The organism is Rhodococcus sp. 2G (assembly GCF_001886355.1).
Lineage (GTDB): Bacteria > Actinomycetota > Actinomycetes > Mycobacteriales > Mycobacteriaceae > Rhodococcus > Rhodococcus pyridinivorans.
In genome coordinates this window covers 5,125,535-5,151,684 of record NZ_CP018063.1, presented here as the reverse complement: position 1 = coordinate 5,151,684, position 26,150 = coordinate 5,125,535, and the positions used below count along the sequence as shown (strand labels likewise).

Annotated in this window: 31 protein-coding genes and 1 riboswitch; of the genes, 14 read left to right on the top strand and 17 right to left on the bottom strand. The window is 68.8% G+C overall.

What is annotated here, in order from left to right:
- Window positions 1–14 precede the first annotated feature (14 nt).
- Entirely contained in the window at window positions 15–845 is an 831-nt protein-coding gene (locus tag BO226_RS24535) for an SDR family oxidoreductase (RefSeq protein ID WP_006551851.1), read from the bottom strand.
- Between the two features lie 120 nt (window positions 846–965).
- Between BO226_RS24535 and BO226_RS24530 the strand changes: the two genes are divergently transcribed.
- The 3 genes from BO226_RS24530 (at window position 966) to BO226_RS24520 (ending at window position 3,068) form a co-directional block, all read left to right on the top strand.
- Entirely contained in the window at window positions 966–1,628 is a 663-nt protein-coding gene (locus BO226_RS24530) for an alpha-ketoglutarate-dependent dioxygenase AlkB family protein (RefSeq protein ID WP_024102984.1), read from the top strand.
- A gap of 149 nt (window positions 1,629–1,777) precedes the next feature.
- Window positions 1,778–2,530: a cutinase family protein gene (locus tag BO226_RS24525; protein ID WP_064060432.1), complete on the top strand. Its 753-nt coding sequence runs from the start codon at window positions 1,778–1,780 to the stop codon at window positions 2,528–2,530.
- A 58-nt stretch (window positions 2,531–2,588) separates the two neighbouring features.
- Entirely contained in the window at window positions 2,589–3,068 is a 480-nt protein-coding gene (locus BO226_RS24520) for a MarR family winged helix-turn-helix transcriptional regulator (protein WP_006551854.1), read from the top strand.
- A 56-nt stretch (window positions 3,069–3,124) separates the two neighbouring features.
- Here BO226_RS24520 and BO226_RS24515 read toward each other — a convergent pair whose 3' ends face one another.
- The 9 genes from BO226_RS24515 to BO226_RS24475 form a co-directional block, all read right to left on the bottom strand.
- Complete coding sequence (locus tag BO226_RS24515; protein ID WP_442977410.1) at window positions 3,125–3,346, bottom strand: type II toxin-antitoxin system RelE family toxin; 222 nt, start codon at window positions 3,344–3,346, stop codon at window positions 3,125–3,127.
- Between the two features lie 53 nt (window positions 3,347–3,399).
- Window positions 3,400–3,690 carry a type II toxin-antitoxin system Phd/YefM family antitoxin gene (locus BO226_RS24510; protein ID WP_006551856.1) on the bottom strand — a complete coding sequence of 97 codons (291 nt, stop codon included), beginning with the start codon at window positions 3,688–3,690 and terminating at the stop codon, window positions 3,400–3,402.
- Between the two features lie 213 nt (window positions 3,691–3,903).
- Window positions 3,904–4,722 (bottom strand): family 1 encapsulin nanocompartment shell protein, encoded by an 819-nt coding sequence (locus BO226_RS24505; RefSeq protein ID WP_006551857.1) that lies wholly within the window; start codon window positions 4,720–4,722, stop codon window positions 3,904–3,906.
- Window positions 4,719–5,747, bottom strand: coding sequence for a Dyp-type peroxidase (locus BO226_RS24500; RefSeq protein WP_071936281.1), 1,029 nt, complete (start codon window positions 5,745–5,747; stop codon window positions 4,719–4,721). The genes BO226_RS24505 and BO226_RS24500 overlap by 4 nt, the downstream gene beginning before the upstream one ends.
- Window positions 5,748–5,823: 76 nt before the next feature.
- Window positions 5,824–7,425 carry an L-lactate permease gene (locus BO226_RS24495; protein WP_071936280.1) on the bottom strand — a complete coding sequence of 534 codons (1,602 nt, stop codon included), beginning with the start codon at window positions 7,423–7,425 and terminating at the stop codon, window positions 5,824–5,826.
- A 4-nt stretch (window positions 7,426–7,429) separates the two neighbouring features.
- Window positions 7,430–7,858 carry an HIT family protein gene (locus BO226_RS24490; RefSeq protein ID WP_071936279.1) on the bottom strand — a complete coding sequence of 143 codons (429 nt, stop codon included), beginning with the start codon at window positions 7,856–7,858 and terminating at the stop codon, window positions 7,430–7,432.
- Window positions 7,855–8,457 carry a TetR/AcrR family transcriptional regulator gene (locus BO226_RS24485; RefSeq protein WP_019290064.1) on the bottom strand — a complete coding sequence of 201 codons (603 nt, stop codon included), beginning with the start codon at window positions 8,455–8,457 and terminating at the stop codon, window positions 7,855–7,857. The genes BO226_RS24490 and BO226_RS24485 overlap by 4 nt, the downstream gene beginning before the upstream one ends.
- 114 nt (window positions 8,458–8,571) lie before the next feature.
- Window positions 8,572–9,993: an adenylosuccinate lyase gene (gene purB / locus BO226_RS24480; protein WP_006551863.1), complete on the bottom strand. Its 1,422-nt coding sequence runs from the start codon at window positions 9,991–9,993 to the stop codon at window positions 8,572–8,574.
- Between the two features lie 44 nt (window positions 9,994–10,037).
- On the bottom strand, window positions 10,038–10,652 hold the full coding sequence (locus tag BO226_RS24475; RefSeq protein WP_006551864.1) for a TetR/AcrR family transcriptional regulator: 615 nt from the start codon (window positions 10,650–10,652) through the stop codon (window positions 10,038–10,040).
- 145 nt (window positions 10,653–10,797) lie between these two features.
- On the opposite strand from BO226_RS24475, the gene BO226_RS24470 reads away from it, so the two are divergent.
- Window positions 10,798–12,441 carry a GMC oxidoreductase gene (locus BO226_RS24470; RefSeq protein WP_006551865.1) on the top strand — a complete coding sequence of 548 codons (1,644 nt, stop codon included), beginning with the start codon at window positions 10,798–10,800 and terminating at the stop codon, window positions 12,439–12,441.
- A 27-nt stretch (window positions 12,442–12,468) separates the two neighbouring features.
- Here BO226_RS24470 and BO226_RS24465 read toward each other — a convergent pair whose 3' ends face one another.
- The 4 genes from BO226_RS24465 to BO226_RS24450 all read right to left on the bottom strand — a co-directional run bounded on the left by BO226_RS24465 (window position 12,469) and on the right by BO226_RS24450 (window position 17,496).
- Window positions 12,469–13,668, bottom strand: a complete 1,200-nt coding sequence (locus BO226_RS24465) for a pyridoxal phosphate-dependent aminotransferase (protein ID WP_019290068.1) — start codon at window positions 13,666–13,668, stop codon at window positions 12,469–12,471.
- A gap of 32 nt (window positions 13,669–13,700) precedes the next feature.
- Window positions 13,701–15,482 carry a CocE/NonD family hydrolase gene (locus tag BO226_RS24460; RefSeq protein WP_232238021.1) on the bottom strand — a complete coding sequence of 594 codons (1,782 nt, stop codon included), beginning with the start codon at window positions 15,480–15,482 and terminating at the stop codon, window positions 13,701–13,703.
- An 84-nt stretch (window positions 15,483–15,566) separates the two neighbouring features.
- Window positions 15,567–16,820, bottom strand: coding sequence for a phosphoribosylamine--glycine ligase (gene purD / locus BO226_RS24455; protein WP_006551868.1), 1,254 nt, complete (start codon window positions 16,818–16,820; stop codon window positions 15,567–15,569).
- A 10-nt stretch (window positions 16,821–16,830) separates the two neighbouring features.
- The gene (locus BO226_RS24450; RefSeq protein WP_071936277.1) at window positions 16,831–17,496 is read right to left on the bottom strand and encodes a nucleoside/nucleotide kinase family protein; all 666 of its coding nucleotides are present in this window, start codon (window positions 17,494–17,496) and stop codon (window positions 16,831–16,833) included.
- Between the two features lie 131 nt (window positions 17,497–17,627).
- On the opposite strand from BO226_RS24450, the gene BO226_RS24445 reads away from it, so the two are divergent.
- From BO226_RS24445 to BO226_RS24430, 4 genes are read left to right on the top strand one after another with little or no spacing between them, the layout of a single operon-like run.
- Entirely contained in the window at window positions 17,628–18,737 is a 1,110-nt protein-coding gene (locus tag BO226_RS24445; protein ID WP_071936276.1) for a serine hydrolase, read from the top strand.
- Window positions 18,734–19,249: an ArsR/SmtB family transcription factor gene (locus tag BO226_RS24440; protein WP_232238020.1), complete on the top strand. Its 516-nt coding sequence runs from the start codon at window positions 18,734–18,736 to the stop codon at window positions 19,247–19,249. Before BO226_RS24445 ends, BO226_RS24440 begins: the two co-directional genes overlap by 4 nt.
- Window positions 19,250–19,274: 25 nt before the next feature.
- Window positions 19,275–19,700, top strand: coding sequence for an HIT family protein (locus BO226_RS24435; protein WP_006551872.1), 426 nt, complete (start codon window positions 19,275–19,277; stop codon window positions 19,698–19,700).
- 56 nt (window positions 19,701–19,756) lie between these two features.
- Window positions 19,757–21,256 (top strand): MDR family MFS transporter, encoded by a 1,500-nt coding sequence (locus tag BO226_RS24430; RefSeq protein WP_231911983.1) that lies wholly within the window; start codon window positions 19,757–19,759, stop codon window positions 21,254–21,256.
- Here BO226_RS24430 and BO226_RS24425 read toward each other — a convergent pair.
- On the bottom strand, window positions 21,253–21,576 hold the full coding sequence (locus BO226_RS24425; RefSeq protein WP_071936275.1) for a hypothetical protein: 324 nt from the start codon (window positions 21,574–21,576) through the stop codon (window positions 21,253–21,255). The genes BO226_RS24430 and BO226_RS24425 overlap by 4 nt on opposite strands.
- A 47-nt stretch (window positions 21,577–21,623) precedes the next feature.
- Between BO226_RS24425 and BO226_RS24420 the strand changes: the two genes are divergently transcribed.
- From BO226_RS24420 to BO226_RS24410, 3 genes are all read left to right on the top strand, one after another.
- A complete protein-coding gene (locus BO226_RS24420) occupies window positions 21,624–21,830 on the top strand; it encodes a hypothetical protein (RefSeq protein WP_006551874.1) in 207 nt (68 codons plus the stop codon).
- Window positions 21,831–21,870: 40 nt separating this feature from the next.
- Window positions 21,871–21,936, top strand: a riboswitch (guanidine-III (ykkC-III) riboswitch).
- Between the two features lie 13 nt (window positions 21,937–21,949).
- Window positions 21,950–22,264, top strand: coding sequence for a DMT family transporter (locus BO226_RS24415; RefSeq protein ID WP_006551875.1), 315 nt, complete (start codon window positions 21,950–21,952; stop codon window positions 22,262–22,264).
- Window positions 22,265–22,326: 62 nt separating this feature from the next.
- Complete coding sequence (locus BO226_RS24410) at window positions 22,327–23,157, top strand: hypothetical protein (RefSeq protein WP_019290078.1); 831 nt, start codon at window positions 22,327–22,329, stop codon at window positions 23,155–23,157.
- 17 nt (window positions 23,158–23,174) lie between these two features.
- On the opposite strand, the gene BO226_RS24405 is transcribed toward BO226_RS24410, so the two are convergent.
- Window positions 23,175–24,044 carry a ribokinase gene (locus BO226_RS24405; protein WP_083543714.1) on the bottom strand — a complete coding sequence of 290 codons (870 nt, stop codon included), beginning with the start codon at window positions 24,042–24,044 and terminating at the stop codon, window positions 23,175–23,177.
- 72 nt (window positions 24,045–24,116) lie between these two features.
- The gene (locus tag BO226_RS24400) at window positions 24,117–24,728 is read right to left on the bottom strand and encodes a TetR/AcrR family transcriptional regulator (RefSeq protein WP_071936273.1); all 612 of its coding nucleotides are present in this window, start codon (window positions 24,726–24,728) and stop codon (window positions 24,117–24,119) included.
- Between the two features lie 134 nt (window positions 24,729–24,862).
- Here BO226_RS24400 and BO226_RS24395 point away from each other — a divergent pair, with 134 nt between their 5' ends.
- The 3 genes from BO226_RS24395 (at window position 24,863) to BO226_RS24385 (ending at window position 26,110) form a co-directional block, all read left to right on the top strand.
- Window positions 24,863–25,336, top strand: coding sequence for a general stress protein (locus BO226_RS24395; protein ID WP_006551879.1), 474 nt, complete (start codon window positions 24,863–24,865; stop codon window positions 25,334–25,336).
- Window positions 25,337–25,517: 181 nt separating this feature from the next.
- A complete protein-coding gene (locus tag BO226_RS24390) occupies window positions 25,518–25,760 on the top strand; it encodes a hypothetical protein (protein ID WP_024102965.1) in 243 nt (80 codons plus the stop codon).
- 122 nt (window positions 25,761–25,882) lie between these two features.
- The gene (locus BO226_RS24385) at window positions 25,883–26,110 is read left to right on the top strand and encodes a hypothetical protein (protein WP_064255983.1); all 228 of its coding nucleotides are present in this window, start codon (window positions 25,883–25,885) and stop codon (window positions 26,108–26,110) included.
- The last annotated feature ends 40 nt before the right edge of the window (window positions 26,111–26,150 follow it).

Sequence of the window (26,150 nt, the reverse complement as noted above, 5' to 3'; positions counted from 1 at the left end):
CAGGGCAATCGATTTCACGAATCGGTGGGAGTCGACTCCTCGAGGGCCTGACGGTAGCGACGCATGCCGCGCAGCCACCGGTCGTAGTCGGCGCCCTTGTTCCGGTACATCTCGAGGACCTCCGGGTGCGGAAGGATCAGGAAGTGCTCCTCCTCCATTGCCGCGAACACCGTCTCCGCGACGTCGACGGGTTCGAGCACCGCACCGGCGGTCGTGACGGCCCGGGTGGCGAGTTCACCGAGTGCGTGCCCGGATGCGTCCCCCGAGTACAGCAGAGGTGTGTTGACGCCCATCGGGCACAGGCAGCTCACCCTCACACCCTTGTCGCCGTAGGTCACCGACAGCCACTCGGCGAAACCGACGGCCGCGTGCTTGGTGACCGAGTAGGTGGCCGAGCCGATCTGTGTGAGCAGGCCGGCCGCCGACGCCGTGCTGACGAAATAGCCCTCGCCACGTTCGACCCATCGGGGTACCAGCAGTCGCGCCGCACGGATGTGTGCGCGCAGGTTGACGTCGAAGGACTGCTCCCAGACCGAGTCCTCGATCTCCAGGCCGGGCACACCGGTGACACCCGCGTTGGCGAAGTACAGGTCCACGGGACCGAACTCCGCTTCGGCGCGCTCGACGAGGCCGCGGATGTGTTCGTCGTCGGAGACGTCCGCCGCCACCGCGACGGCGCTCCCCGGCGTCTCCTCCTCGAGCGTCGCGACGACGCGTTGCGCCGCGTGTTCGTCGAGGTCGGCGACCACCACTCGTGCACCTCGCTCGACGAGGCCGGCAGCGATGGCGCCGCCGATTCCGCCGCCCCCGCCTGTCACGACGGCCACTCTGCCTTCGACCTTCATCGCTGATACCTCCCCGTCGAATCGCAGTGCCGTCCCGTGCGGCACAGTTGGTACTGAACCTGTCTACACGTATCACCGGCTGTAGGTACCGCTCACACGCACGGAGGTCGAGCACCCGGGATGGACGAATTGTTCTCCGTCTCCCGTCCGCGACGCGAGATCGCGCCGGGCGCCGTGCATGTGCCCGACTGGCTCGACCCGGGCGAACAGCGCGAGCTCGTCGAGCTGTGTCGTGATTGGGCGCGCCCGCCGGCGCCGATGCGGCACACCCTGCTTCCGGGTGGCGGACGGATGTCGGTGAGCACGGTGTGCCTCGGATGGCACTGGTCGCCGTACCGCTACACCCGCACCGCGGTCGATGTCGACGACGCTCCCGTTCCGCCGCTTCCCGACCGGCTCGTCGAACTCGGGCGGCGTGCCGTCGCCGATGCCTACGACGATCCGGCGGCCGGGGGCGGGTACGAGCCCGATACCGCTCTGATCAATTTCTACGACCGCGACGCGCGGATGGGGATGCATCAGGACAAGGACGAGCGGGTGAGCGCGCCGATCGTGTCGCTCAGTCTCGGGGATGCCTGCTTGTTCCGGTTCGGCAACACCGAGTCGCGCGGCCGGCCGTACACCGACGTGCGTCTCGAGTCCGGCGATCTGTTCGTCTTCGGCGGTCCGTCGCGGTTCGCCTATCACGGGGTGCCGGTCGTGTATCCGGACACCGGCAGTTCCCGCTGCGGACTCACCGCGGGGCGCCTCAACATCACCCTGCGGAGTACCGGACTTGCTTGATCGAACCGCTCGAAAATTCCGAACGTTCGGTCTGTGACTTTGTAACCAACTACACTCGGAGTAGCGTTTCGCCGGCGAGAAATACGTCAAATCGGACGATATTCTCGTGCGGTAGTCATCGGTGTCGGGGTCGATCACAGGAGACTGCCATGCCCGACTTCGCTTGTCGTCGTGTCCTGGCGATCATCGCAGGACTCGCCCTCGGCCTGACCGGACCCGTCGTCGCCGCCGCCGCCACTGACGGCACCGCGCCCACCGCCGGCGCGGAGACCTTCCGTCCGTGCCCGGAGCGGTTCGTCATCGCGGTCGACGGAACCCGCAACATCGACACCCCGGATTCGATCGATCCCGATTCACCCCTCGCGAAGATCTCGGCGCGGTACGCGGCACCCGGCACGGTGGTCGAGCACATCCGCTATCCCGCCGTCGTGGTTCCGGTGCCGGAGTCCGGGTCGAGCGAGGGATCGGGGCGACTCGCGTACGACGAGTCCAAGAGGATCGGGCATCAGCGCCTGCGCGAGACGATCACCGTCCGGCACGGTTCGTGCCCCGACAGTGAGCTCGTCGTCCTCGGTTACTCGCAGGGCGCGTCGATCGCCGGCGACGTCCTCGCCGAGATCGCGGCCGACGGTTCGGTGCCGCCGGAGCGGATCAGCGGTGTGCTGTACTCCGACCCGCGTGACACCCGGGGAGTCGAAACGCTGTTCCCGGGCGAGGTCGTCCCGGGCATCACGCTCGGTGGCGGTCGCGACGACTTCGGCACGATCGCCGTCGAACGGATCTGCATCGAGGGCGACGCGGTCTGCGACGGCGTGACACCGGAGGAGAGCGAAGGGTGGTTGGGCGAGAACGTCACCGGCTACCTGAGGCTGCACACGACCTATCCCGACTACGACCCGTGAGGATCGTCGCACCCGGGAGAACCCGGGCCGGGATATACCGGTTCGGTATCGTCGGTTCATGAGCGTCGAGTCCCCGGCCACCCACCTCCCTGCTTCCGGTGATGATCCTCTCGCGCTGGAGCGGCAGGTGTGTTTCGCTCTCGCCGTGGCGAACCGCGCCGTGCTCGCGGTCTATCGACCGATCCTCGACAGGCTGGGACTGACCCACCCGCAGTACCTGGTGATGCTCGCCCTGTGGGAACGCTCGCCGCTGACGAGCAAGGAAGTGGGGCAGTTACTCCAGCTCGACTCCCCCACGCTGTCTCCCCTGCTCAAGCGACTCGAGGCGCTGGGCCTGATCACCCGCGCGCGCAGCGCGGCCGACGAACGGCAACTCGTCCTCGAGCTCACCGACGCCGGCCGGGCGCTGCGTGCCGAGGCCGAGTCGGTGCCGGGACAGGTCGTCGATGCCCTCGGTGTCGGGCTCGACGAACTCCAGGACCTGCACGCCGCGCTCGTGCGCGTCAACGCGGCGGCGTTGAAGGCCGGAGCACTCTGACAGCTCGGTAGCTGCCGCAACCCCGACGGCTCGCGGCAGCACTGTCCGACCGTCTTCTATCGATACGCATCGGCACGGTGCGAAATCGCGGTGACCTCGACCGTGCGGTTCGCATCATCGATCAGATACAGGACGCGATATTCACCTCGCCGGGCGCTGTACGCCGGCGCAAGAGGCGGATTCAACGGCTTCCCCACCCGCTTCGGATTCTCGAGAAGGGGTCCTGTGACGAACTCGTATACCGCAGTTGCTACCCTCTCCGGCAACGACCTCGCCATGGCGCGTGCAGCCGACCTCGCCATCACCAGCCGATACGGGTGGTCCGGAGTGCTCATTCCTCGGACGACCGAGCATCACGCATCAGCTGCGTCAATTCCTGTACATCGACGACGTCTCCCGACTCGACCTCCGTTCGGCCCTCGACGTGCGCCCGCAGCAGATCCGTATCCGACAACACCGCGATCGTCTCCTGCATCGCGTCGTAATCGTCGGCACCGAGAAGCACCGCGGCGCGGTGCCCGTTGCGGGTGATCTCGAATCGCTCGTGTGTGCGCTCGGCCTCATCGACCAGTCGTGACAATTGCGCCCGCGCGTCGGCAACAGGAAGAGTCGTCATGTACATAATTCTAGCGAATTACTATGAGAAGTCTCAGGTCATTCCGTTCGCGGCGGTTCCGACACCGGCTTTCGACGGGAGGCCACGAACGCCAGGACGAGGCCGAAGGCCGCCCAGCACAGCAGGACGATCGTAGGTAAACCCGCGCCGGCGCCGTCGTGATCCGGCCGGACGGTCGGTGACCCGGGGCGCCGCACGCGCGGACGCCCCGGGACCGGCTCAGTGCGGGAGTTCGAGCGTCGTCGGCACCAGCGGAACCGATGCCTCGCCGGTGTAGACGAGGAAGGTGAACGACTCCTGGAAGTACAGGTTCACCGTCTCTGCGTCGTGCGAGAGGTAGCCGATCGACAGATCCTGGCCGACCTGCAGGTCGTAGTCGCCGCCGCGCGTGGTCAGCACGAACGCGCCGTCGATCGCCGGGGCCCAGATGAGGTCGCCGTCGATGAGGCGGCGCAGTTGTTCGCGGATCGGGTAGCCGTGATCGGACGTCTCGCTGACCTTGGTGTACTCGTCGGCGCCGAGCAGGATCGAGTACGGGCCACCCACACCCGCCAGTCGCAGCTGCGACAGCGCCTGGCTGATGATCTCCGGGAAGTCGCGGGGATCCTCGGGCAGCTGCAGGGACGGGTTCGACGACGACGCCCGGATGCCCTCGATACCCGCGGCCGCGTAGCCTTCGAAGATCGCGCGGTCCTCGGCGAAGGCGATCTGGCGGGCCGCTTCCTTGACGGGGTCGAGGTCGATGTCGCGGGAACCGCGCTCGACGCTGTCGATCTCCTCGCGCGACAGCGTGAACGGCACCCGCAGTTCGACGACCGGCGCGACGCGGTGCTGACGCGCCCGCACTCCGGCGGCCGGGGGTTCGATCTCGCGGGTGCGGCCGAGACCCACCGCCGCGAAGTCGGTGCCGTGCGGTCCGGAGAAGTCGACGACGGTGCGCCCGGCGACGTGTCGCTTGAAGGTGCGTGCGGCCTCCTCCTCGATCTCGGTCCATGCTGCCTCGGAAATCGGGGCGAGGTCGCGATACAGATTGTTCACAGGGTCGAACTCCTTCGCAGAGCGCCAATTCCGAGTGATCCGTCGGCAGGCCGGCCGGCGGTCGAGGCACTCGGATCTTCGTGGGAGGGAATTTCCGCCGGTGACGGCGGAAGATCTTCGAGGAACTCCAGCGAGGGGCAGAAGAACAGCGATCCCGTCACCGCGGTGGAGAAGTCCAGGATGCGGTCGGTGTTGCCGGGCGGGCTGCCCAGGAACATGTTGCGCAGCATCTGCTCGGTCACCTCCGGGGTGGCCGAGTAACCGATGAAGTAGGTGCCGAACTCGTCGGCACCGAAGCTGCCGAACGGCATGTTCGCGCGCACGATCTGCTGCTCGACCCCGTTCTCGTCGACGATCACGTTCAGTGCGACATGCGAATTCGCGGGTTTGGTCTCGTCGTCGAGCTCGATGTCGTCGAGCTTGGTCCGGCCGATCGCCCGCTCCTGCTCCTCGACGGTCAACGAGTTCCACGACGCGAGGTCGTGCAGGTATTTCTGGACGACGACGTAGCTACCGCCGGCGAAGTCCGGATCCTCGTCGGAGACCAGGGCCGCCTCGACGGCCTCGTCGTCCTCGGGGTTCTCCGTGCCGTCGACGAAGCCGAGCAGGTCGCGGCGTTCGAAATAGCGGAAGCCGTGCGTCTCGTCGACGACCCGAGCCGCACCGCGCAGCCTATCGTTGATCTTCGCGGCGAGTTCGAAGCACAGGTCCATCGTCGACGCGCGGAGGTGGAACAACAGGTCGCCGGGGGTCGAGGGGGCCTGGTGCCGACCGCCGTCGAGCGGGACGAACGGATGCAGTCCGGCGGGCCGGGGGCCGTCGAACAGCCGGTCCCACATATCCGAGCCGATGCCGGTGACGACCGACAGGCCGCCCTCCGGGATGCGGAAACCGACCGAGCGGCGCAGGCCCGAGAGATCTTCGAGCAGATCCCGCACGGTGTCCTCTGCGCCCTCGTCGACGGTGACGACGAGGAAGATCGCCGCTTCGGTGAGCGGGGTCAATATCGGTTGTGCACGAACCACTCCGACAACGCTAGTGCACCCCGCACGAAACAGGCGTTCGCGGCACGCCGACGTTCGTCACTGCACAACTGCAGCGTCAAGGCACCATCCAGCCCAGCACCGAGGTGGACTGCAGCCACACGAGGACGGCGAGCACCGCGAGACCGGCGATGCTCAGCGGCCAGATCCGGCGCATGAGCAGCCCGTCCTTGCCGGACAGTCCCTTCACCGACGACACCAGCGCGAGGTTCTGCAGTGCGATCGGGGTGCCGGTGGTGCCGCCGGCCATGTTCCCGGCGACCAGCACGGTCGGGTCGAGTCCCGACTGCTGGGCCGCGGCGACCTGCAGGCTGCCGAACATCGCGTTGGAGGCGGTGTTCGAGCCGGTGACCACGACGCCGAGCCAGCCGAGCACCGGCGACAACAGCGCGAACGCCACGCCCGCACCGGCGAGGAAACCGCCGATCGTGGCGGTCTGCCCGGACAGGTTCATCACGTACGCGAGGGCGAGGACCGCCGTCACCGTCGCGAACGACCACCGCAACTGCACGACCGCCGCGACGAAGCATCGCACCGCGTCGGCCACCGCGACCTTCAGCACCGGTATCGACAGCAGCGCGGCGACGAAGACGAGGCTGCCCGGGGCAGTGAGCAGATCGATGGTGAAGGTCTCCGCGGTGGGAACGTCCCCGTCGGCCGTAGTCACGTCCACACCCGGCCAGGGGAACGACACGCTCGCGTTCGACAACAGCGACGCCACCGGACCGAACCGGCTGACGAGGAAGACGACCACGATCAGGGCGTAGGGGGCGAACGCCTCGACGACGCGTCGACGCGAGTCGTGGATCCGGTCGGATGCGGCCCGGCGGGCCTCCCGATGCATGGGGTGCACCTTCACCGCGACCAGCAGCACGAGCAGACCGGCCACGGCACCGGCGATGTTGCTCAGCCCCACGGTGAGATAGCTCGCGCACACGAACTGGGCGGCGCCGAAGGCAAGTCCGACGACGAGCGCGACCGGCCACGTCTCGCGAACTCCGCGCCATCCGCCGACCACCGCGACCAGCACGAGCGGGACGAACACCGCGAGCAGGCAGACCTGACGCGCGACGACCGGTCCGATCTCGTCGATCGGGATCTCCGAGACGCGCGACATCGTCAGGATCGGTGTGCCCATGACGCCGAGCGGGGTGACGACCGAGTTGGCGAGCAGCGACGCCGCGGCCGCACGCACCGGGGGCAGACCGGCACCGATGAGCACGACGGTCGCGACGACGATGGGGGTGCCGAAACCGGCGACCGCCTCGAGCAGCGCGCCGAACAGGAAGGCGATGACGATGGTGAGGATCCGCGGATCCGGGGATATTCGCCCGAAGGCGCGGGTGAGGACGTCGAAGTGCCCGGATTCGACGGTGAGCCGGTACACCCAGACGGCGTTGACCACCGTCCACATGATCGGGAAGAGACCGAAGACCGCACCTTCGACACCGGCACTGAGCGCGGACCCGACCGGCATGCTGTAGACGGCGGTGCCCACGATCAGGGCCACGACCACCGCGATTCCCGCGGCCGAATGCGACCGCAGTCGGAAGACGGCGAGCAGGACGAGCATGGTCAGCAGCGGGAGTACCGCCACCAGTGCCGACCACGCGAGCGACCCGCCGACCGGCGCGATCGGCTGAACGTATGCACCTGTCACTGCATCACGACCGGGGTGTCTGCACGGCGGTGCGGATGGTGGCGGCCGTGCCGTCGAGCACGGTCCGGTTCGGTGTCCGCCAATCGGCTCGGATCCCGAAGCCGTCCCCGGCGCTGCGCGGCATGAGGTGCAGGTGCACGTGGAAGACCTCCTGGCCGGCGGCGGCGCCGTCGGCGAGGAACATGTTCACGCCCTCGATCGGGAGGTCGGACGCGCGCATCGCCGTGGCGATCCGTTGCCCGGCGGCGAACACCTTCGCTCCGTCGTCGGGATCGAGTTGTGCCAGTCCGGAGGCGTGCCGCTTCGGAATCACGAGCAGATGCCCGGGAGTGAACGGGCGGATGTCCATGAACGCGAGCACGTCGGGTTCGTCGAGCACGACGCTGGCCGGCGACTGCCCGGCCACGATGGCGCAGAAGATGCAGTCCGTCACTGTGGCGTGGACTCCTCCGCACGTGCGGGTCCGCGGGCGGTTTCGAGCAGGCGTAGCAGTTCGCCCTGCACCGTAGGACGGTCGCGCACCGGGTCGTCGCTGTGCGCGAGACACAGCATCGCTTCCTCGACGGCCGCGACGAGCAGGTGCGCGAGCACCGATGTCCGCGTGGGCGACGCCTCGTAGGTCTCGGGATCGAGGGTGACGAGCATGCGCTCGATGGCCTTCAGCGAGGAGTGCCGGTGGGTCTCGCGGACCTCGGCCCAGCCGAGGACCGCGGGGGCTTCGATGAGCAGCAGCCGGCGGGTCGCGGGGTCGTAGACCGCGTCGAGCGAGGCGAGCACGGCCTGGGTGAAGCCCCCCCAGGCGTCCTCGACCGGTTCGGCCGGGACCAGGGAGCTCTCCGCTTCCGACTGGAGTCGTTCGATGACACCGCGGAACAGATCCCGCTTGTCGGCGAAGTGGTGGTAGAGCGCACCGCGCGTCACCCCCGCCACCGAGACGATCTCCTCCGTGGCCGCCGCCGCGTATCCGTCGCGCAGGAACACCTCGCGCGCTGCATCGAGCAGCGCGGTGCGTGTTCGCGCTGCGTCACGCAACCGACCCGTATTTCCCGGTTTCACCGACACTTCGTTCTCTCCTGCTGATAGCGCCACCCCCATCGGACACTCCCCCCGGCAGTCGGTTCCCGTGATTCCTGTCGAATCGGCTTCCTACAGAATCGGCGCCGGCGTGTACTTCGCTGCTTCCGGATACTGCGTTACGAGGTCCTGCACCGCCGCGACGACCGCTTCGACCTGCGCGACCGCAGCTCCGGCGAAGACCTCCCGGTCGGCCAGTGCCGCGTCGAGCGCGGCGCGGTCGAGCGGCAGCCGGTCGTCGGCGGCGAGACGGTCGAGCAGATCGGGTTCGCGACCCTCCTCGCGCATCGCGAGTGCGACGGAGACCGCATGCTCCTTGATGACCTCGTGTGCGGTCTCGCGACCCACCCCGGCCCGGACCGCGGCCATGAGGACCTTGGTCGTCGCGAGGAACGGCAGGTACCGCACGAGTTCCTTCTCGATCACCGCCGGGTAGGCACCGAACTCGGCGAGGACCGTCAGGAAGGTCTCCATCTGGCCGTCGATCGCGAAGAAGGCGTCGGGAAGGGCCACACGGCGGACGACGGAGCAGAAGACGTCGCCCTCGTTCCACTGCGCGCCGGCGAGCTCGGCGGCCATGGAGGCATAGCCGCGCAGGACGACCTGCAGGCCGTCGACGCGCTCGCACGAGCGGGTGTTCATCTTGTGCGGCATCGCGGACGACCCCACCTGGCCGGGCTGGAAGCCCTCGGTGACGAGTTCGTGGCCGGCCATGAGCCTGATGGTGTGGGCGAACGACGCGGGACCGGCGCCGACCTGCACGAGCGCGGAGAGCACGTCGTGGTCGAGCGAACGCGGATAGACCTGGCCGACGCTCGTGAAGACGTTCGCGAAGCCGAGATGCTGCGCGACCTTCTGCTCGAGCTGCGCGAGCTTGGCGGAATCACCGCCGAGCAGGTCGAGCATGTCCTGTGCGGTGCCCATCGGGCCCTTGATCCCGCGCAGGGGGTAGCGGGCCATCAGTTCCCGGACGCGCTGCAGCGCGATGAGCAGTTCGTCGGCGGCCGACGCGAAACGCTTGCCGAGGGTGGTGGCCTGCGCCGCGACGTTGTGCGAGCGACCGGCCATGACGAGCGAGGCGTACTCGGTGGCGCGCTCGGCGAGGCGTGCGGCCACGGCGACACCGTGGGAGTGGACGTGCTCGAGCGACCGCAGGATCTGCAGTTGCTCGACGTTCTCGGTGAGGTCGCGGCTGGTCATGCCCTTGTGGACGTGCTCGTGACCGGCGAGGGCGTTGAACTCCTCGATGCGGGCCTTGACGTCGTGGCGGGTGACGCGCTCGCGCTGGGCGATGGACTCGAGGTCGACCTGCTCGATCACGCGTTCGTAGTCGGCGATCGCCTCGGCGGGAACGTCGATCCCGAGTTCGGCCTGCGCCCGCAGCACCGCGAGCCACAGCTGCCGCTCGAGCACGATCTTGTACTCGGGCGACCACAGGTCCCGGAGTTCGGGGCTGGCGTAGCGGGTGGCGAGGACGTTGGGGATGTGGCTCACACAAGTGAGTTTACGGTCCGGGTCTGCTCCCGTATTCCCCGACCTCAATCCTCGACCGGGGGCGCGACGGTCTCGACGACGTCGAGCAGGATGCCGCGCGCGAGCGAGCGCGGGTCGGGATCGAGCTCGCCCAGTCCGCCGAGGACCGCGCCGTCCACGACCGCCACGAGCCGACGCACCTCGCGGGGCCGCACCGATCGGCAGCAGCGTTCGAGCAGGTCGGTGAGCAGGTGGTCGATCTGCTCGCGCATGCGGACCTGCACGTCACGCAGTTCCGGATAGCGGGCTGTCGCGACGCACCGCTCGTACCGGGAGATCAGGCGTTCGCGGTCGATGCCGCCGTCGCAGTCCCGCGGTCCGATGAGCAGTTCGACGATGAGATCGGCCGTGCCCTCGAGACTGCGCGGGAGCGGCTCGATGTCGCGGACGCGCTCCCGCATCGCGTCGAGTTCCCGCTCGCTGTTGTAGTCGACCGCGCATGCGACGAGGTCGTCGAGCGATTCGAAGTAATAGGTGGTCGATGCGAGCGGCAGGCCCGCGCGGGTGGCGACGGCCCGGTGGCGGACGGCGTCGATCCCCCCTTCGAGGATGAGGTCGGCCGCTGCCTCGACCAGCGCCTGACGGCGCCGTTCGCCCTTCGGAGTCGCAGCAATCGACACCTTCTCATGGTGACAGTCCCGACCGTCTCACCAGGGGAAAACGGAAGTGGAGACCAACCGGTACCATTGCGCCCGCCCGCGCGTGTCGAGTCCTCGGCGAGCGCAGCCCCGCGAGTAGATCATCGAACGATCGGAGCCGTACCGGATGAGACGTCGACGCTTTCTGCAGGCATCGCTTCTCGGGGCCGCCCTGGCGGGTGCCGGCGCCGCGGCGCCGGGCATGTCCGGTATCGGCCTCCCGCGTGCGGACGCGCTGCCCGTCGGGGTCGACGAGTACCGCCGTCTCGTGCCCGAACTGTTCGTTCCGCCGCCCGCCCCGCCGGAGCATTCCGAGGTCGTCGTGGTGGGCTCCGGTTTCGGTGCGAGCGTCGCCGCGCTGCGCCTGGCCGAGGCCGGGAACCGGGTCACGATGCTCGAGCGCGGCATGCGCTGGCCCCGCGACCCGCACCGCGAGATCTTCACGACCGACCTGCTCGCCGATGGTCGCGGCTACCACCACCGCACCCATTTCACCGGACCGACGGGCATCCCGGTGGTGTGCGACGACTTCGCCGGTGTCCTCGATGTGGTCGACTACCCGAACATGTCGGTGTGGCGCGGCGCGGCGGTGGGTGGCGGATCGATCGTGTTCACCGGAGTGATGATCGCTCCCGAACGGCACCTCTTCGAGCACGTCTTCGGCGGCCGTCTGTCCTACGACGAGATGACCTCCACCTGGTACCCGAAGGTGCGCTCGATGCTGCGCCTCGACCCGATGCCCGACGACATCTACAACGCCGCCGAGTTCACGCACTCGCGGCGATGGGACGACGACGCGCGCGCCGCCGGTTACAGCCCGCACCGCATCGACGGCATCTGGGATTGGGACGTCGTGCGCGCCGAACTCGCCGGCTCGGTCCGCCGATCGGCCGTCGCGGGCGAGAGCAATCTCGGCAACTCGAACGGCGCGAAGTTCGATCTCACGCAGAACTACATCCCGGCGGCAGAGGCGACCGGGCGCACCCTGGTGTGCCACGGTCACCGGGTGCTTGCGATCGGCCAGAACGGCGACGGCCGCTACCGGCTCGACGTGCAGGCCGTCGACCCGACGGGGGTGGTGCTGCGCACTACCACGATCACGTGCGACCGCCTCGTCCTCGGCGCCGGATCGATCGGCACGACCGAACTGCTCGTCAAGGCGCGGCACACCGGTTCGCTGCCGAACCTCGACGAGCGCGTGGGCCGGGGCTGGGGCACCAACGGCGACGCGGTGCTCGTCCGCTCGTTCGCGCTCACCGAGGGTTTCGGCGGCGACCAGGGCGCGCCGTCGGCGTCGCGGATCGTCGACGAGTCCGGTCTGCCGCTGAGCCTCGAGAACTGGTTCGTCGCGGGCACCGCGAAGGACGTCGGGATGCTCGCCTCCCTCGGCATGACCCTCGACCCCACCCGTGCCGACTTCGCGTACGACCCGGGTGCCGATCGGGCGGTTTTGAACTGGCCGACCGGTGGCGAACGCGAGAGCGTCGACGCCCTGCGGGCCGTGCACAACGCGATGGCGCAGGCCGGTGGCACGATCCCGGGCGCATCGCCGATGGCCGAGGACGTCAACGCGACCTTCACTGCGCATCCACTCGGTGGTGCGGTGCTCGGCGAGGCGACCGACGGTTACGGCCGCGTGCACGGCCATCCCGGTCTCTACGTCGTCGACGGCGCGCTGATCCCGGGCAGCACCGGCACCGCGAACCCGTCGCTGACCATCGCGGCGCTGGCCGAACGGAACATCGCGCGGATCATCGCCGACGGGCGGTAACCCGGCCGCGGCGGTCCGGCACGGCGATCAGGAGACGGGCAGCCAGGCCGCGAGCCGGTCGAGCGCCGCGGTGACGTCGGCAGTCGAACCCGCGAACGACAGCCGCACGGTCTCGCCGCCGCGCACGGTGTCGAAGTCGACGCCCGGTGCGAGCGCGAGCCCGGTGTCGTGGAGCAGCCGCGCGCACCACGCCGTCGAGTTCTCGCCGTCGAGCAGATGGCCGATGTCGGCGTAGACGTAGAAGGCGCCGTCTGCCGGTGCGAGTTTCGTGATGCCGAGATCCGGAAGCCCTTCGAGCAGCAGTTCCCGGTTCACCGCGTAGCGGGAGACGTGCCCGTCGAGTTCGGTGCGGGCCTCGGTCCCGAACGCCTCGACCGCCGCGAACTGCGAGACCGACGGCGGGCACACCGTCATGTTCGACGCGAGTCGCTGCAGAGCCGGACGCATCGTCTCGGGCGCGAGCATCCAGCCGAGCCGCCAACCGGTCATCGAGAAGTACTTCGACACCGAGCCGATCACCACCGAGTCGCGCGAGGTCGCCCACGCCGTCGAGGTCGCCGGTGATCCGGTGCCCTCACCGGTCTCGGACCGGACGGTGCCGAACTCGATGCCGTGGTAGATCTCGTCGGAGATGAGCAGGCTGCCGTGCTCGTCGCACCAGCGCGCGAGCGCCGCGAGCTCGGACGGTTCGATCATCGTGCCGGTCGGGTTGGCGGGGCTGGCGACGACGATTCCCGCAGGCGGAGCGTCGAGTTCCTCGAGCATCGCGACGGTGGGCTGGTAGCGGGTCTGCGGACCGCAGTCGAGTTCGACGACACGACAACCGAGCGCGGCGAGGGTGTTGCGGTAGGCCGGGTAGCCGGGGCGGGCGACGACCACGGTGTCGCCGACGTCGAAGGCCGCGAGGAACACCAGGGTGAAGGCGCCGGACGAGCCGGTGGTGACGACGACGTCGTCCGCGTCGACGTCGATGCCGTACTTGTGGCGGTGGTACGCCGCGATCTCCTCGCGCAGCGGCAGGATGCCGAAGGTCTCCGTGTAACCCAGCAGTTCCGCATCGATCGCCAGGTTGGCGGCCCGGAGCACGGGAGCGGGTGCGGGGGTCGACGGTTGTCCGGCGGCGAGACTCAGGACGTCGCCGTGGCTGCGCTGCCGCTCGGCGGCCGCCTTCCACACATCCATGACATGGAACGTCTCGATACCGGAGCGTTGGGATTCGGGGCGCACGTCGACGACGGTAGTACGCCCCGCGTCGTTCGTCAGAGCCGGACGCGCTGAAGTCGGGTGAGGGCACCCCACGAGATCGGATAGTCCTGACGATCGACGACCTTCACCTGCGTGGCCGCCGCGTCGGTGGCCGCCGCGTCGGGTTCCGGCGTCGGTTGCGGCACGACCGGCAACAGCAGATGCGAGTCGAACTGTCCGCCGGCGTGCACGATGTGGAAGCCCTTGTTGATGGTGCGATCGTGCCCGACGCGTGGGTTCTCGTCGAGGTCGTGGCCGGCGATGACGAGCACGAGGCTCGATCCGGCTTCGAAGAAGGTGCTGTGCGGCATGATCTCGATGTCGACGGGCACGATCTGGTCGGGCATCAACGGCCAGTACTTCGTCTGGTCGTGGACGGGCCGGTAGGCGGTGGAGGCCTCCGGGTCCAGCGCCCGCCGCGAGACCCGCATCCACCCGTGGGCGACGAATCCCTTCTCGTAGCCGCCGTGGCCTTCGAACCACACGTCGCGGCCGTGCTCGTCGCGCTTGGCGAGCCCGACGAACAGGTCCATGTCGTTGGCGTCCTTCGCCTGCACCCACAAACGCAGCGCCGCGTGCCCGGTGATCTCGGTGTCCTCGTCGAAGGTGTGGGTGAAGACGAGTTCGTCGCCCGCGACGGGGAAGGTGCGGCGGAACTGGCTGCTCTCGCACGGGGTGGTGCTCAGGTCGGCGTTCGCGTGGTCGAGGTGGAATGCGACGTAACGGGTGTCGGGGACCGGCCACTCGGATTCGAGGCGTTCGGAATAGGTGCGCAGGTCGTGGCGGGTCTCGAGACGGATGCGCGGGGTGTCCTCGAAGCCGTTGTCCTCGTCCTTGAGGAAGCGGTCGAAGAATCGTCGCTGGTAGTCGAGGGCCTCGTTGCCGTAGAAGGTCTGCCACATCTTCCGGCCGTGGGTGTAGAGCCACTTGTGCTCCGACGCGATGCGGCGGTAACCCTCGACCGACCCGCGGGCGCGTGGGCCCTGATCGGACCACGAGACGCCGACGAGCGCGGGCACGGTGACGTCCTCGAGCCGGGGCGGCGGGGCGAGGTGACGGAAGAAGTCGGGGAAACGGCGCCGCAACCACGGGGTGAACCGCCGGAGGGAGGCGGCGCCGCAGCGGGCCCCGGTGTTCATCGCGCTGTACCAGAACTCGCTGTAGCGGGTCTCGGGGATGCCGCCCTGGGTGAGGATGTCGCGGCAGGGATCGCTCACACCTTCCCAGGGTGCGATGGCCGCGAGACAGGGCGGGTTGAGCGCGGCGGTGTACCACTGCAGTGTGGCGAGATAGTCGGCGCCGGCGAGGCCGACGCGGCCGTTGCTCCACTCCTGACCACCGGCCCATTCCACGACGGACGCGCAGTCGAGCGCGGCCCGGCCGAGCAGCAGGCGGGGACGGCCGCCGCTAGCGTGATGACCGCGCATGTCCGCGACGACGAGGACGTAGCCGCGAGGAACCCAGTAGGCGGGGTCCGGTGCTTCGAAGGAGGTGCAGTCACTGATCTCGAGATCGCCGATGTGGTTGCCGGATTCGGCGAGGTCGTCGAAGTCGACGGGATACCGGTCGACGCCGGCGTCCTTGCCGTAGGGGGTGACGGCGACCAGCACGGGGCAGCGGTCGTGTTCACCGGAGTCGGCAGGACGGTAGACGTCGGCTCTCAGTACGGTGCCGTCGCCCGTGCGGATGGGCACGTCGCGCTCGACGAGGACGTCGTCCGGCAACCCGTGGACGACGACGTGGTGGTGCCGTAGCGGTGTCGGGTCCGGCGTCGGCGTTCGTCTTCGAGAAACCATGCAGTCACCCCTGGCGGCATCGAAATGCACCGAGTGTGCAACATACACCCGGTAGGTGCAAGGGTGAAGGACGAGAGTGAAAGGCTAGACCGAGATCCGGCCCTCGACGGCCGCCAGACCGATGTCGCGACGGAAGTGACCGCCCGGCAGCTTGACGTCGGCGAGCCGATCATAAGCGGCCTCGCGCGCGGACGCGAGATCGGCACCCACACCGATCACGTTGAGCACGCGCCCACCTGCGGAGACCAGCGCGCCGTCCTCGCGACGCTTCGTGCCGGCGTGCAGCACCGTGTCGCCCTCGGCGCCGGTGATCACATCGCCGGTACGCGGGGTGGACGGGTAGTACTCGGCGGCGAGCACCACGGTCACCGCGGCGCCGTCCTTCCAGCGCAGCGGCGGGAGCTCGGCGAGCGTGCCGGCGGCGACCGCCTTCAGGGCCTCGCCCAGCGGGGACTCGAGCAGAGCGAGCACGGCCTGGGTCTCCGGGTCGCCGAAACGGCAGTTGAACTCGACCACGGCCGGGCCCTCGGCGCCCATCGCCAGACCCGCGTAGAGCAGTCCGGAGAAACCGCATCCGCGGCGCACCATCTCGGCCGCGACGGGCTCCACGACCTCGGAGACGATCCGCTCGACGCTGCCCTCGGGCAACCACGGCAGCGGCGTGTAGGCACCCATGCCACCGGTGTTGGGGCCGGTGTCGTCCTCGCCGACGCGCTTGTGGTCCTGCGCCGGGAGCAGCGGCACGACCGTCTCGCCGTCGACGAGGCAGAACAGCGAGACTTCGGGGCCGTCGAGGAAGGACTCCAGCAGGACGGGGTGCCCGTTCTCGAGGATCTCGGCGGCGTGGTCGCGGGCGGCGGCGCGATCGGTGGTGACGACGACGCCCTTACCGGCAGCGAGACCGTCGTCCTTGACCACCCAGGTCGGTCCGAACCGGTCGAGCGCCTCGTCGAGGGTCGCGGGAGTGTCGACGACCTCGCTGTGGGCGGTGCGCACACCGGCGGCGGCCATGACGTCCTTCGCGAACGCCTTCGATCCCTCGATGCGTGCGGCGGCGGCGGACGGTCCGAAGCAGGGGATGCCCGCGGCGCGGACGGCATCGGCGACCCCGAGGACGAGCGGAACCTCGGGACCTATGACGACGAGGTCGGCCTTCTGCGCGGTGGCGAGGGCGACGACGTTGTCGGCGGAGGCCGCATCGACGGGGAACAGCTCGGCGACGTTCGCGATACCGGGGTTGCCCGGCGCGGCCAGCACGGCGGTCACGCCGGGGTCGCGGGACAGGGCGAGAGCAAGAGCATGTTCACGGGCACCGGAGCCGATAACGAGTACGCGCACGCAGGACAGACTACGGGACCGGTCTCCACACGAGATCGGCGCGGGAACGCGTGCGCTGAACGGCTTCCGCATTGGGCAGATCGACGGTCCGCACCCATTCGCGTGCACCGTCCTCGTCCCGTCCGTAGTGGCGGTGCCGGCGCACGAGACGTCGCGTGAGCGTGCGGCGGGGTGCGTCGATGTAGATGACGAGGTCGAGCAGCGGACGGATGTGTTCCCATCCCCCGGTCTCGAACATCAGGTAGTTGCCCTCGGTGACGATCACCCGGGCATCGGCCGGCACAGCGTGCACCGCCGCGATCGGTTCGTCGAGCGGCCGGGAGAAATCCGGGGCGTAGATCGTCTCGTCACGGCACTGCCGCACCCGGCTCAGCATGTCGCGGAAGCCGGCCACGTCGAAGGTGTCGGGCGCCCCCTTCCGGTCCCGCGCGCCGAAGGTCTCGAGCTGCCGGTTGGACAGGTGGTAGCCGTCCATCGGCACCTGCCCGGTGGAGACCCCCGCGCATCGGAGGGCGTAGACGAGCAGCGCCGTGGCGCGACTCTTCCCGGCACCCGGCGGCCCGCACAGACCGACGACCGTGCGCCGATCCGCGGGAAGCCCGACGAGGACGTGTGTGACGAGTTCGTCCACGAGCACGCGCAGCGGCGCCTCCCGCACGCTCCCGTCACCTTCCATGAGCCCGACGATACGACCGCCCGCGACCGTCGGAGTCGCCGTGAGCTCTCGACACGCCCACCCGACTGATCTATCGTTATTTCGAAAGTTCGGAATTTCGAACTGTCACCCCGACACGGACGGATACCGCCATGCCGAACAGGATCGGAACCACCCTCGCCGCGACGAGCGTCGTGATCGCTCTGGCCGGATGCGGGCAGAGCACTCCACCGGAGTCCGACATCCCTGCACCGGTCGGGGCGGACGCGTCCGCCCCGGCCGGTGAATGCATGCCCACCCCCGCCGCGGACGTGAGCACCGCCGAAGGCTGGATCGGCTACCTCGCCGAGAACCCCGACACGGTCGCCATCACGGTCGACGACGGCAACGGCGGGACCTTCGAACAACGACCCGACGAGCGGCAACCGCTCGCGTCGGCTGTGAAGGTCGTGCATCTCGCCGCCTATGCCCGCGCCGTCGCAGCCGGTGAACTCTCCCCCGACGAGCGCGTACCGCTCGCCGACTGGGAACGCTGGCATCTCCCGGACACCGACGGCGGCGCACACCCCCGGGCTCTCGAACGGCTCGGTGTGAACGACCCGGAGGACACCGTCACTCTCGACGAGATGGTGTCGGCGATGATCCAGGAGAGCGACAACGCGGTCCCCGACTACCTGCGCGACCGCCTCGGCGACGACGCCCTGCGCGAGGCCGCCGCCCAGGGCGGCTGGGACGACTTCACGCCGCCGACGATGCTCGGCAACACACTCGCGCTGCTCGACCCGACACTCGACGATTCGTCGGCGGTCTGGGACGCCGCGCGCCGCTACGCCTCCGACCCCGCCTACCGCGCCGAAGCGGTGCAGCACCCGGTGCCGGAGGATTTGTTCGCCCGGGTCGACCGCGTCCAGCGTTTCGACAACACCGGATCGGCCGCCGAGCTCACCGCCCTGCATCGCGCGATCGCCGACGGTTCGTTCGGTGCCGGCGGCGACCTCGCGCGTACCCACCTCGAATGGCAACCGTCCACGGTTCCGGGATTCGAGGGAGTCGGATTCAAGGGCGGCAGCCTGCCCGGCATCCTCACCGACGCGGTCACCTTCCGCCGCGACGACGACACGATCGCGACCACGGTGATGCTCGCGTCCGGCATGTCGGACAGCGACTACGCGGAAGCCCTCCAATCGTTCGCCCATCAGGAGATGCTCGCCGCGGCAGCGAACGATCCCGATTTTCTCGAGCGGATACGCTGCGCGATGTGAGCGACGGCGACGTGAACGACGAGTACGAGGCCCGGCTCGCGGATCTCGAACGCCGTGTGCGGATCCTCGAGGGCGAGGCGACCCGCCGGGGCGCCGGGGACGGTCCCGGTGGCACCGGTCCCGTGGCGGACGTGGCAGAAAGCACGGGGTCCGTGACCTACGGGGGCTTCGTCTCCCTGCACGGCCACGTCCGCTGGAACATCGAGTACGACGCGGGCGCATCCCTCGCACTCGATCCCGTTCCCGTCGCCGCCGTCCTCGACGCCTTGGGCAACCCCGCGAGGCTGGCGATCGTGCGGACTCTGCTGCGCGGGCCCGCCACCGCCACCGAACTCCAGGAGGCCACCGACCTCACGTCGACCGGCCGGCTCTACCACCATCTCCGGGCTCTGTCGGCTGCGCGGGTGGTCGAGCAGGGAAGCCGAAACCGCTACCGGATCGCGCCGGAGAAGGTCGTGCCGCTGCTGGTCCTCACCGTCGCGGCGGCCGATGTCGGGGAACAGCTCCGGTGAACCCGGTGTCCCTTATCCTCCCGGTATGACTTCCGTGTTCAGCAAGATCATCGCCGGTGAACTGCCGGGCCGTTTCGTCTGGCAGGACGACGACGTCGTCTCCTTCCTGACCATCAACCCTTTCACCGAGGGGCACGTGCTGGTCGTGCCACGGCAGGAGGTCGATCACTGGCAGAGCGTGGACGACGACCTGTGGGCGAAGGTGAACGACGTCGCCCGCATCCTCGGTCGCGCCGTCACCGCCGCCTTCGACGCCCCGCGCGCCGGCCTGATGATCGCCGGCCTGGAGGTCCCCCACCTGCACCTGCACGTCTTCCCCGCCTACTCCCTCGGCGACTTCGATTTCGCGACGGCCGAGAAGGATCCGTCGCCCGAATCGCTCGACCGCGCGCATCGCAAGATCAAGGACGCCCTGCGCGAACAGGGGCACGGCGAGCACGTCCCCGACTGATCCGCTCGACGGGATATCGGCGGAACAATTCCGACCGGTATCCCGTTGTGTTCCTCGTGTCTTCTACTCCACCGAGTTCCCCAGCCCCGGCTGGTACGGCCGAGCCGCAGGCCGCTGCCGCACCGCGCGCCGGTCTTCTGATCGCCGTTCTCGTCGGGGCCGCATTCGTCGTCATCCTCAACGAGACGATCATGAGCGTCGCGCTGCCGAAGCTGATGGTCGAGTTCGACGTCGGCGCAGCCACCGCCCAATGGCTCACCACGGCGTTCATGCTGACCATGGCCGTCGTCATCCCGATCACGGGTTACCTGCTCACCCGGCTGTCGCTGCGCACGGTCTTCGCGATCGCGATGGGCAGCTTCCTGCTCGGCACCCTGATCGCCGCGAGCGCCCCGATCTTCCCGGTTCTCGTGCTGGGTCGTGTCGTCCAGGCCGTGGGCACCGCGGTGATGTTGCCGCTGCTGTTCACGACGGTGCTCAACCTGGTTCCCGCCGATCGTCGCGGTCGCACGATGGGCGTGATCTCGATCGTCATCGCGGTCGCTCCCGCGGTCGGCCCGACCATCGGTGGCGTCGTGCTCGACCAGCTGAGCTGGCGGTGGATGTTCTGGCTGGTGCTGCCGATCGCGGTCGTCGCGACGGCGCTCGGCCTGAGCTGGATCCGCAGCGTCACCGAACCGGTCGCGGTTCCGCTCGACGCCCCGTCGGTGGTGTTGTCGGCCCTCGGGTTCAGCGGTCTCGTCTTCGGTCTGAGCAGTCTCGGTGAGGCCGCCGAGGGCGATCCGCTCATGCCGCCGTGGCTGCCGCTGGTCGTCGGCATCGCGTCGCTGACGGTCTTCGTCCTGCGTCAGCTCCGCCTCGGCGACGGCGCCCTGCTGGACATGCGCGCGTTCCGTACCCCGGCGTTCTCGCTCGCGGTTGCACTCGTCTCGGTAAGCATGATGTCGCTGTTCGGCACCCTCATCCTGCTGCCGATCTACCTGCAGAACGTGCTGGGTCAGTCGACGCTGACCACCGGCCTGATGCTGCTGCCCGGTGGTCTGGTCATGGGTCTGCTCGGCTACATCGTCGGACGCCTGTTCGACCGGTTCGGTCCGCGGCCGCTCGTCGCACCGGGCGCGATCATCGCCTGCGTCGCGATGTGGGGCATGACGACCTTCGACGCGACCACCACGATCGGCACGGTCATCGCCTGGCACGTGCTGCTCAACATCGGCCTCGCGTTGATGTTCTCGCCGCTGCTGACCTCGGCACTCGGAGCGCTGCCGCGGCGGTTGTACTCCCACGGCAGCGCCATCGTCAGCACCATGCAGCAGGTCGCCGGTGCGGCCGGTACGGCGTTGTTCATCACGGTGCTGACCCGCACGACCGTCGCGGGCGCCGAGAGCGCGGGCGATCCCGCCGGTGCGCTCGCGGACGGTGTCCACGGCGCGTTCACGTGGGGCGCGGCGATCGCGGTGATCGCAGTCGTCGGCTCCCTGTTCGTCCGACGGGCCCCGGAGCCCGAGGCGGATGCGGTGGAGGTGTCGGCCCCCGAGACCGCCGGAACGCACTAGCCGGCAGTACACACCGGCCCGGCACTCACGCGCCGGTCGTCATGACTTCCCTGTTCGACGGGAAGCGTGGCGGCCGGCGCGTTGCTGTCCGCACACGGTTCGTGGAGGAAGGCGTCCAGTTCGACCCACGAGGTGTCGCGTGCGGCGCTGCCGGACGGACGCTGGATCTCGCGTTCGATCGCGGTGAGGTGGTAGGCCGTGCGGACGATGGGTGCGGGCACCCCGCCGAAGACGGCGTCGAGCAGGCCGAGTGCGGGCTCGGCGACGAACAACGACCACGCGTTCCGCGCGGCCTTCCCGACCACGTCCGTGATCCCCATGTATGAGCTCGGAGAACCTGTCCGACGGCAGTGCTATCAAGTGATGCATGACGTGTTCACAGTGCAACCACGACCTCGACCACTGCCACGGCACACTCGTGCTCCACGCCGATACTCGGGTCGACTGCACCGAACCCGACTGCGTCGACTTCGAGATCGTGCGGCACACCCTCGTTCTCGACTGCATCGAACTGGACGGCGGATGTTCGTGCACGGTGATTGCGCAGGAATCGCAGCTACTGCGCGTGTCCTGAGCAATTTGCCAATACTCGCCCGGAATTCCTAACCTCGACGGAGGTGGCCGCCGGTCGGCCTCCCGGACGAGCGCACCGTACCCGGCCAGCGACAAGACGGTGCAGGAGCGTTGTACGTCATGGCCTGGATCGTTCTCGTCCTCTCCGGTGTGCTCGAAGCCGTGTGGGCTACAGCCCTCGGCAGATCTGCCGGTTTCAGCCGGCTCACCCCGACACTGGTGTTCGTCGTCGCCCTCGTCCTGAGCATGGCCGGGCTCGCGTATGCCCTGCGCACCCTGCCGGTCGGGACGTCCTACGCGATCTGGGTGGGTATCGGCGCCGCTCTCACGGTCGGATATGCGATGGTCACCGGCACCGAGACCGCCTCGCTGCTGAAGCTCGCACTGATCGCGGGCATCGTGCTGTGCGTGGTCGGTCTCAAACTCGTGCACTGACGTTCTCGGGCCTCACGTTCTCGGACTGACGTTCTCGAGCACTGACCGTTACAGTCGGTTCCATGAACCTCGGGTCCGTACTCGTGATGCCGGTGCGTGTGGGTCTGACCGCCGCAGAGGTCGCCCTGAGCGTCGCCGAGACGGTCGTCGGCACCGTGCGGGTCGCGGTATCGCCCACCACCTACTCCGCGCTCGGCGCGGTCGGCCTGCCCGACACCCGCAGTTCGGTGGGGCTGCTGCAGCAGATCTCGAAGCTCACGTCGGAGGACCGTGGACTCGGTCACGCGTTGCGTCCCGGCGGTCCCCTCGACCGGCTGCTCGCGCCGGGTGGTCCCGTGGATCGGCTCACCGAGCCGGGTGGCCTGCTCGATCGGTTGCTCGAACCGGGCGGACCCGTCGACCGGCTCACCGCACCGGGTGGTCCCCTCGACCGGATCCTCGCCGACGACGGTGCCCTCGACCGCCTCGTGTCGGAAGGGGGTCTGCTCGATCGCCTCACCGCGCACGACGGCCCGCTCGAACGGCTGCTCGCCCAGGACGGCGCGGTGGAACGGCTCACCGCGCCGGGCGGCATCGTCGATGTGGCGATCCGGCCCGGTGGGGTCGTCGAGCGGGCCCTCGCCCAGGGCGGCGTCCTCGACGTCCTGCTCTCCGAACGGGGCGCCCTCGAACGACTGCTCGCCGAGGGCGGTCCGCTCGATCAGATCGTCTCGCTCTCGGAGACCCTCGCGCATCTCACGCCCGGCATCTCGCAGATGAACGCGAGCATCGACATGTTGCAGGAAACGGTCGAGCTGCTGCGCGGGGCCGTCGGTCCGCTCGGCGACCTCGCCGGCCGGCTTCCCGGGCGCTGGTTGCGCAGCGGCAAGGGCGAGCTGCTTCCGCCGCCCTGACGTAGTTCCTCGCCGTGTCAGCGATCGGAGCGGCGGGATGCGACCAGCCGGGCAGCGTCGGCCGATGCCCGGCGCGCTGCCGCGAACAGGTCCTCCCCCGTGCCGAGCAACGCGGCGAGCGTGCCGGCGAAATGATCGCCCGCCCCCGTCGTGTCGACGACGTCGACCTGCGGGACCCGCAGATGTTCGATCGCGTCCTCGGTTCCGACCACGACGTCCTCCCCACCACGGGTGATCACCACGGTGCGCACCTGTCCGAGCAGGCGGGTCACGATCGCGTCGAAGGGGGTCCCTGCGGGAAGACCCGCGTAGTGCAGGGCTTCCTGCTCGTTGAGTACGAGCGGATCGGCGCCGGCGAGGACGTATTCGTCCAGGTCGATCACCGGGCTCGGATTGAGCACGAACCGGCGGTCGTGATCGCGCGCCCACTGGGCGGCGGCCCAGGTCACTGCGGGGAGCAGCTCGAGTTGGGTGAGCACCACCGCGGGATCGAGGGCATCGAGTGCTGCGGTCACGTCCTCGGCCTCGAGCAACGAATTGGCCTCGGGTACGACGACGATCCGGTTCTGCCCGTCGTCGGAGACGAGGATGACGGCCCGGCCGGTCGGGCCCGGTGTGGTTCGCAGATGGGAGGTGTCGACCCCTGCCCTCTGTTGCACGCCGCGCAGTACGTCAGCGGCATGATCGCTGCCCACCGCGCCGACGATGGCGGTGGGAGCCAGGCGGGCAGCACCGATGGCCTGGTTCGCGCCCTTGCCTCCCGGATAGGTGCGCAGATGCCGGCCGAGTACCGTCTCACCTTCTTCGGGAGCACGTGCCACGACGACCGTCAGGTCGAGGTTCAGCGATCCCACGACCGCCACCACGCATCGACTCGACTCGGTCACGGGTCGAGCCTACGACCGATCGACCCGCGGGGCGGGCCTACGATCGATCGACCGCGAAGGGCGGGCCTACGATCACTGCGCCTGCGGGTCCGGTTCCAGTTCGGGGCAGACGATGTGGACGACCTCGTCCGCCCAGGACTCCCCCACCTCGCCGTGACGCAGGTAGGCGCCGAGATACGCGCCGACGAGCATCGAGACGGCGGTGTCGACGTCGATGTCCTTGCGGATCGCGCCCGACTCGATCGCGGTGCGGAGCACGTCGGCGACGACCTCGCTCCGGGCATTGATGATCTCGCGGATCGACTCGGTGAACTCGGGTTCCTGGTCGGTGAGCAGTGCGCCGACACTGCCCATGCCCACTTCGTTCGACAGTCCGCGACGGATCAGCTCGAGGGTCCATTTGACGCGGTCGTAGACGCACAGCCCGTCGGGCACGCACGGTGAGGCGACCTGCGAGTGCAATGCCGCGTCGAGGATCTCCTCACGGTTCGCGTAGCGCCGGTAGATCGTCGTCTTCGCGACGCCCGACAGCGCCGCGACCGCCTCGACGGTGACGCGGTTGGGCCCGTGAAGCCGCAGGATCTCGAGCGCGGCCTTCACGATGCGTGCGTCGGTCCCGGCACGCTCCTTGACGGGGCGCCGCGACGTCAGGGCCGCGGATTCCGTCTCGACCTCGCCCACCATGTCTACATCCTCCTCGCGCGGGCATACACCCGCAGGATTCCCGAGTCTCCCCGACAAGGCGACCCCGAATCAAACACTACGAAACGATACGCTACGATGAGCGTATCGTTCCAATCGTCGACGAAGGGGAACGCATGACAGATATCTACGCACCGACACCCGGGCACTACACCGAATCCGAAACCGTCCTCGAGAGCTACCGCACCTACGACGCCGTCGAGAGGGCCATCGACCACCTGTCCGACGAAGGCTTTCCCGTCGAGTACCTGCGGGTCGTGGGCCAGGGAGTCACCACCGTCGAGCACATCGAAGGCCGCATGACCAACGGCAAGGCCGCGCTTCGCGGCGCCGCCGCAGGCGTCTGGACGGGCCTGCTCTTCGGTCTGCTCCTGGCACTGCTCCTGCCTGCCACCGGCATGGCCACCGTGATCCTCACCGCTGTCGTCTTCGGCGCGGTGTGGGGCGGATCACTCGGCTTCTTCACCCACTGGAGCACCGGGGGACGCCGCGACTTCGTCTCGAGAAAGAGCATCGAGGCCTCGCGCTACGACCTCATGGTCGATTCCGAGTTCGTCGATCAGGCGCGCGAGAAGCTCGCACTGCGCTGACCGGCCATTGTTTCTCCGATTCGAGAACCTCTTCGCCCACGCCGACCGGCGTGGGCGAAGTCGTTTCTGGTGGGAAAGAACAACACGAAAGGGGTATTCCACCCGAATCGCCACATTCGTCCGATGCGGATAATCCGTGTTTGCCCGGTCAATTCTTTCCACTGATGGCATGATTCGAGTTATGGCCGGATCGTCGAATACTCCCCCGAAGCCTGCTGTGGGCTCGAAGGTCGTCGTACGCGCGGGTGTCGCGGGCACCAAGGCCTGTCCCGGCACGATCGTCGAAGACTTCGGTCCAGCACAGGAAGCCGTGGGCGACAAGCTGGGTCGCGACTGGGCGCGCGTGCGCCGCTGGGCTGTGGCACTCGACGACGGACGGCTGATATTCGTCGATATGGACGCATTCGAATCCTCGAAGTCCTGATATCCGATCCATTTCGTCACTTCCGTATTCACACGCCCCTGCAGTGACATGCGGAGGGTGAACAACCGGGTGAACTGCGGCGGATCCGTTGACGCTCCGTGCGCCCGAACCGTTCTCCGGATATGACCTGGATCGGTTGGCCGCTGCTCGGATGGCTCACCGCATCCCCGGTGGTCGCCCTCGTATTCGGGCGCGTCGCCGCGGCGCACGACCTCCACGAGGCGCCGCACACGATTGCGCCGGTGATCGACCTGTCCGAGCGCCGAGCACTCCGCCTCGGTGAACATCACCGGCCGGAGCAGGACGGCAACGGCCCGGCAACCCTCCCGGAGCCCCGTCTTCCGATGTAAATTGTCCTTCTCGCCTTCGACGGGACAGGGATCCGGTCCG

Bases quoted from the DNA above. Each gene is read 5' to 3' on its own strand.
- BO226_RS24445 (WP_071936276.1), top strand. From the start codon at position 17,628: ATGCCGAACAGGATCGGAACCACCCTCGCCGCGACGAGCGTCGTGATC.
- BO226_RS24425 (WP_071936275.1), bottom strand. From the start codon at position 21,576: ATGGGGATCACGGACGTGGTCGGGAAGGCCGCGCGGAACGCGTGGTCG.
- BO226_RS24460 (WP_232238021.1), bottom strand. From the start codon at position 15,482: ATGGTTTCTCGAAGACGAACGCCGACGCCGGACCCGACACCGCTACGG.
- BO226_RS24470 (WP_006551865.1), top strand. From the start codon at position 10,798: ATGAGACGTCGACGCTTTCTGCAGGCATCGCTTCTCGGGGCCGCCCTG.
- BO226_RS24420 (WP_006551874.1), top strand. From the start codon at position 21,624: ATGACGTGTTCACAGTGCAACCACGACCTCGACCACTGCCACGGCACA.
- BO226_RS24530 (WP_024102984.1), top strand. From the start codon at position 966: ATGGACGAATTGTTCTCCGTCTCCCGTCCGCGACGCGAGATCGCGCCG.
- BO226_RS24410 (WP_019290078.1), top strand. From the start codon at position 22,327: ATGAACCTCGGGTCCGTACTCGTGATGCCGGTGCGTGTGGGTCTGACC.
- BO226_RS24385 (WP_064255983.1), top strand. From the start codon at position 25,883: ATGACCTGGATCGGTTGGCCGCTGCTCGGATGGCTCACCGCATCCCCG.
- BO226_RS24525 (WP_064060432.1), top strand. From the start codon at position 1,778: ATGCCCGACTTCGCTTGTCGTCGTGTCCTGGCGATCATCGCAGGACTC.
- BO226_RS24395 (WP_006551879.1), top strand. From the start codon at position 24,863: ATGACAGATATCTACGCACCGACACCCGGGCACTACACCGAATCCGAA.
- BO226_RS24510 (WP_006551856.1), bottom strand. From the start codon at position 3,690: ATGTACATGACGACTCTTCCTGTTGCCGACGCGCGGGCGCAATTGTCA.
- BO226_RS24515 (WP_442977410.1), bottom strand. From the start codon at position 3,346: ATGGCGAGGTCGTTGCCGGAGAGGGTAGCAACTGCGGTATACGAGTTC.
- BO226_RS24520 (WP_006551854.1), top strand. From the start codon at position 2,589: ATGAGCGTCGAGTCCCCGGCCACCCACCTCCCTGCTTCCGGTGATGAT.
- BO226_RS24415 (WP_006551875.1), top strand. From the start codon at position 21,950: ATGGCCTGGATCGTTCTCGTCCTCTCCGGTGTGCTCGAAGCCGTGTGG.
- BO226_RS24435 (WP_006551872.1), top strand. From the start codon at position 19,275: ATGACTTCCGTGTTCAGCAAGATCATCGCCGGTGAACTGCCGGGCCGT.
- BO226_RS24535 (WP_006551851.1), bottom strand. From the start codon at position 845: ATGAAGGTCGAAGGCAGAGTGGCCGTCGTGACAGGCGGGGGCGGCGGA.
- BO226_RS24400 (WP_071936273.1), bottom strand. From the start codon at position 24,728: ATGGTGGGCGAGGTCGAGACGGAATCCGCGGCCCTGACGTCGCGGCGC.
- BO226_RS24390 (WP_024102965.1), top strand. From the start codon at position 25,518: ATGGCCGGATCGTCGAATACTCCCCCGAAGCCTGCTGTGGGCTCGAAG.
- BO226_RS24450 (WP_071936277.1), bottom strand. From the start codon at position 17,496: ATGGAAGGTGACGGGAGCGTGCGGGAGGCGCCGCTGCGCGTGCTCGTG.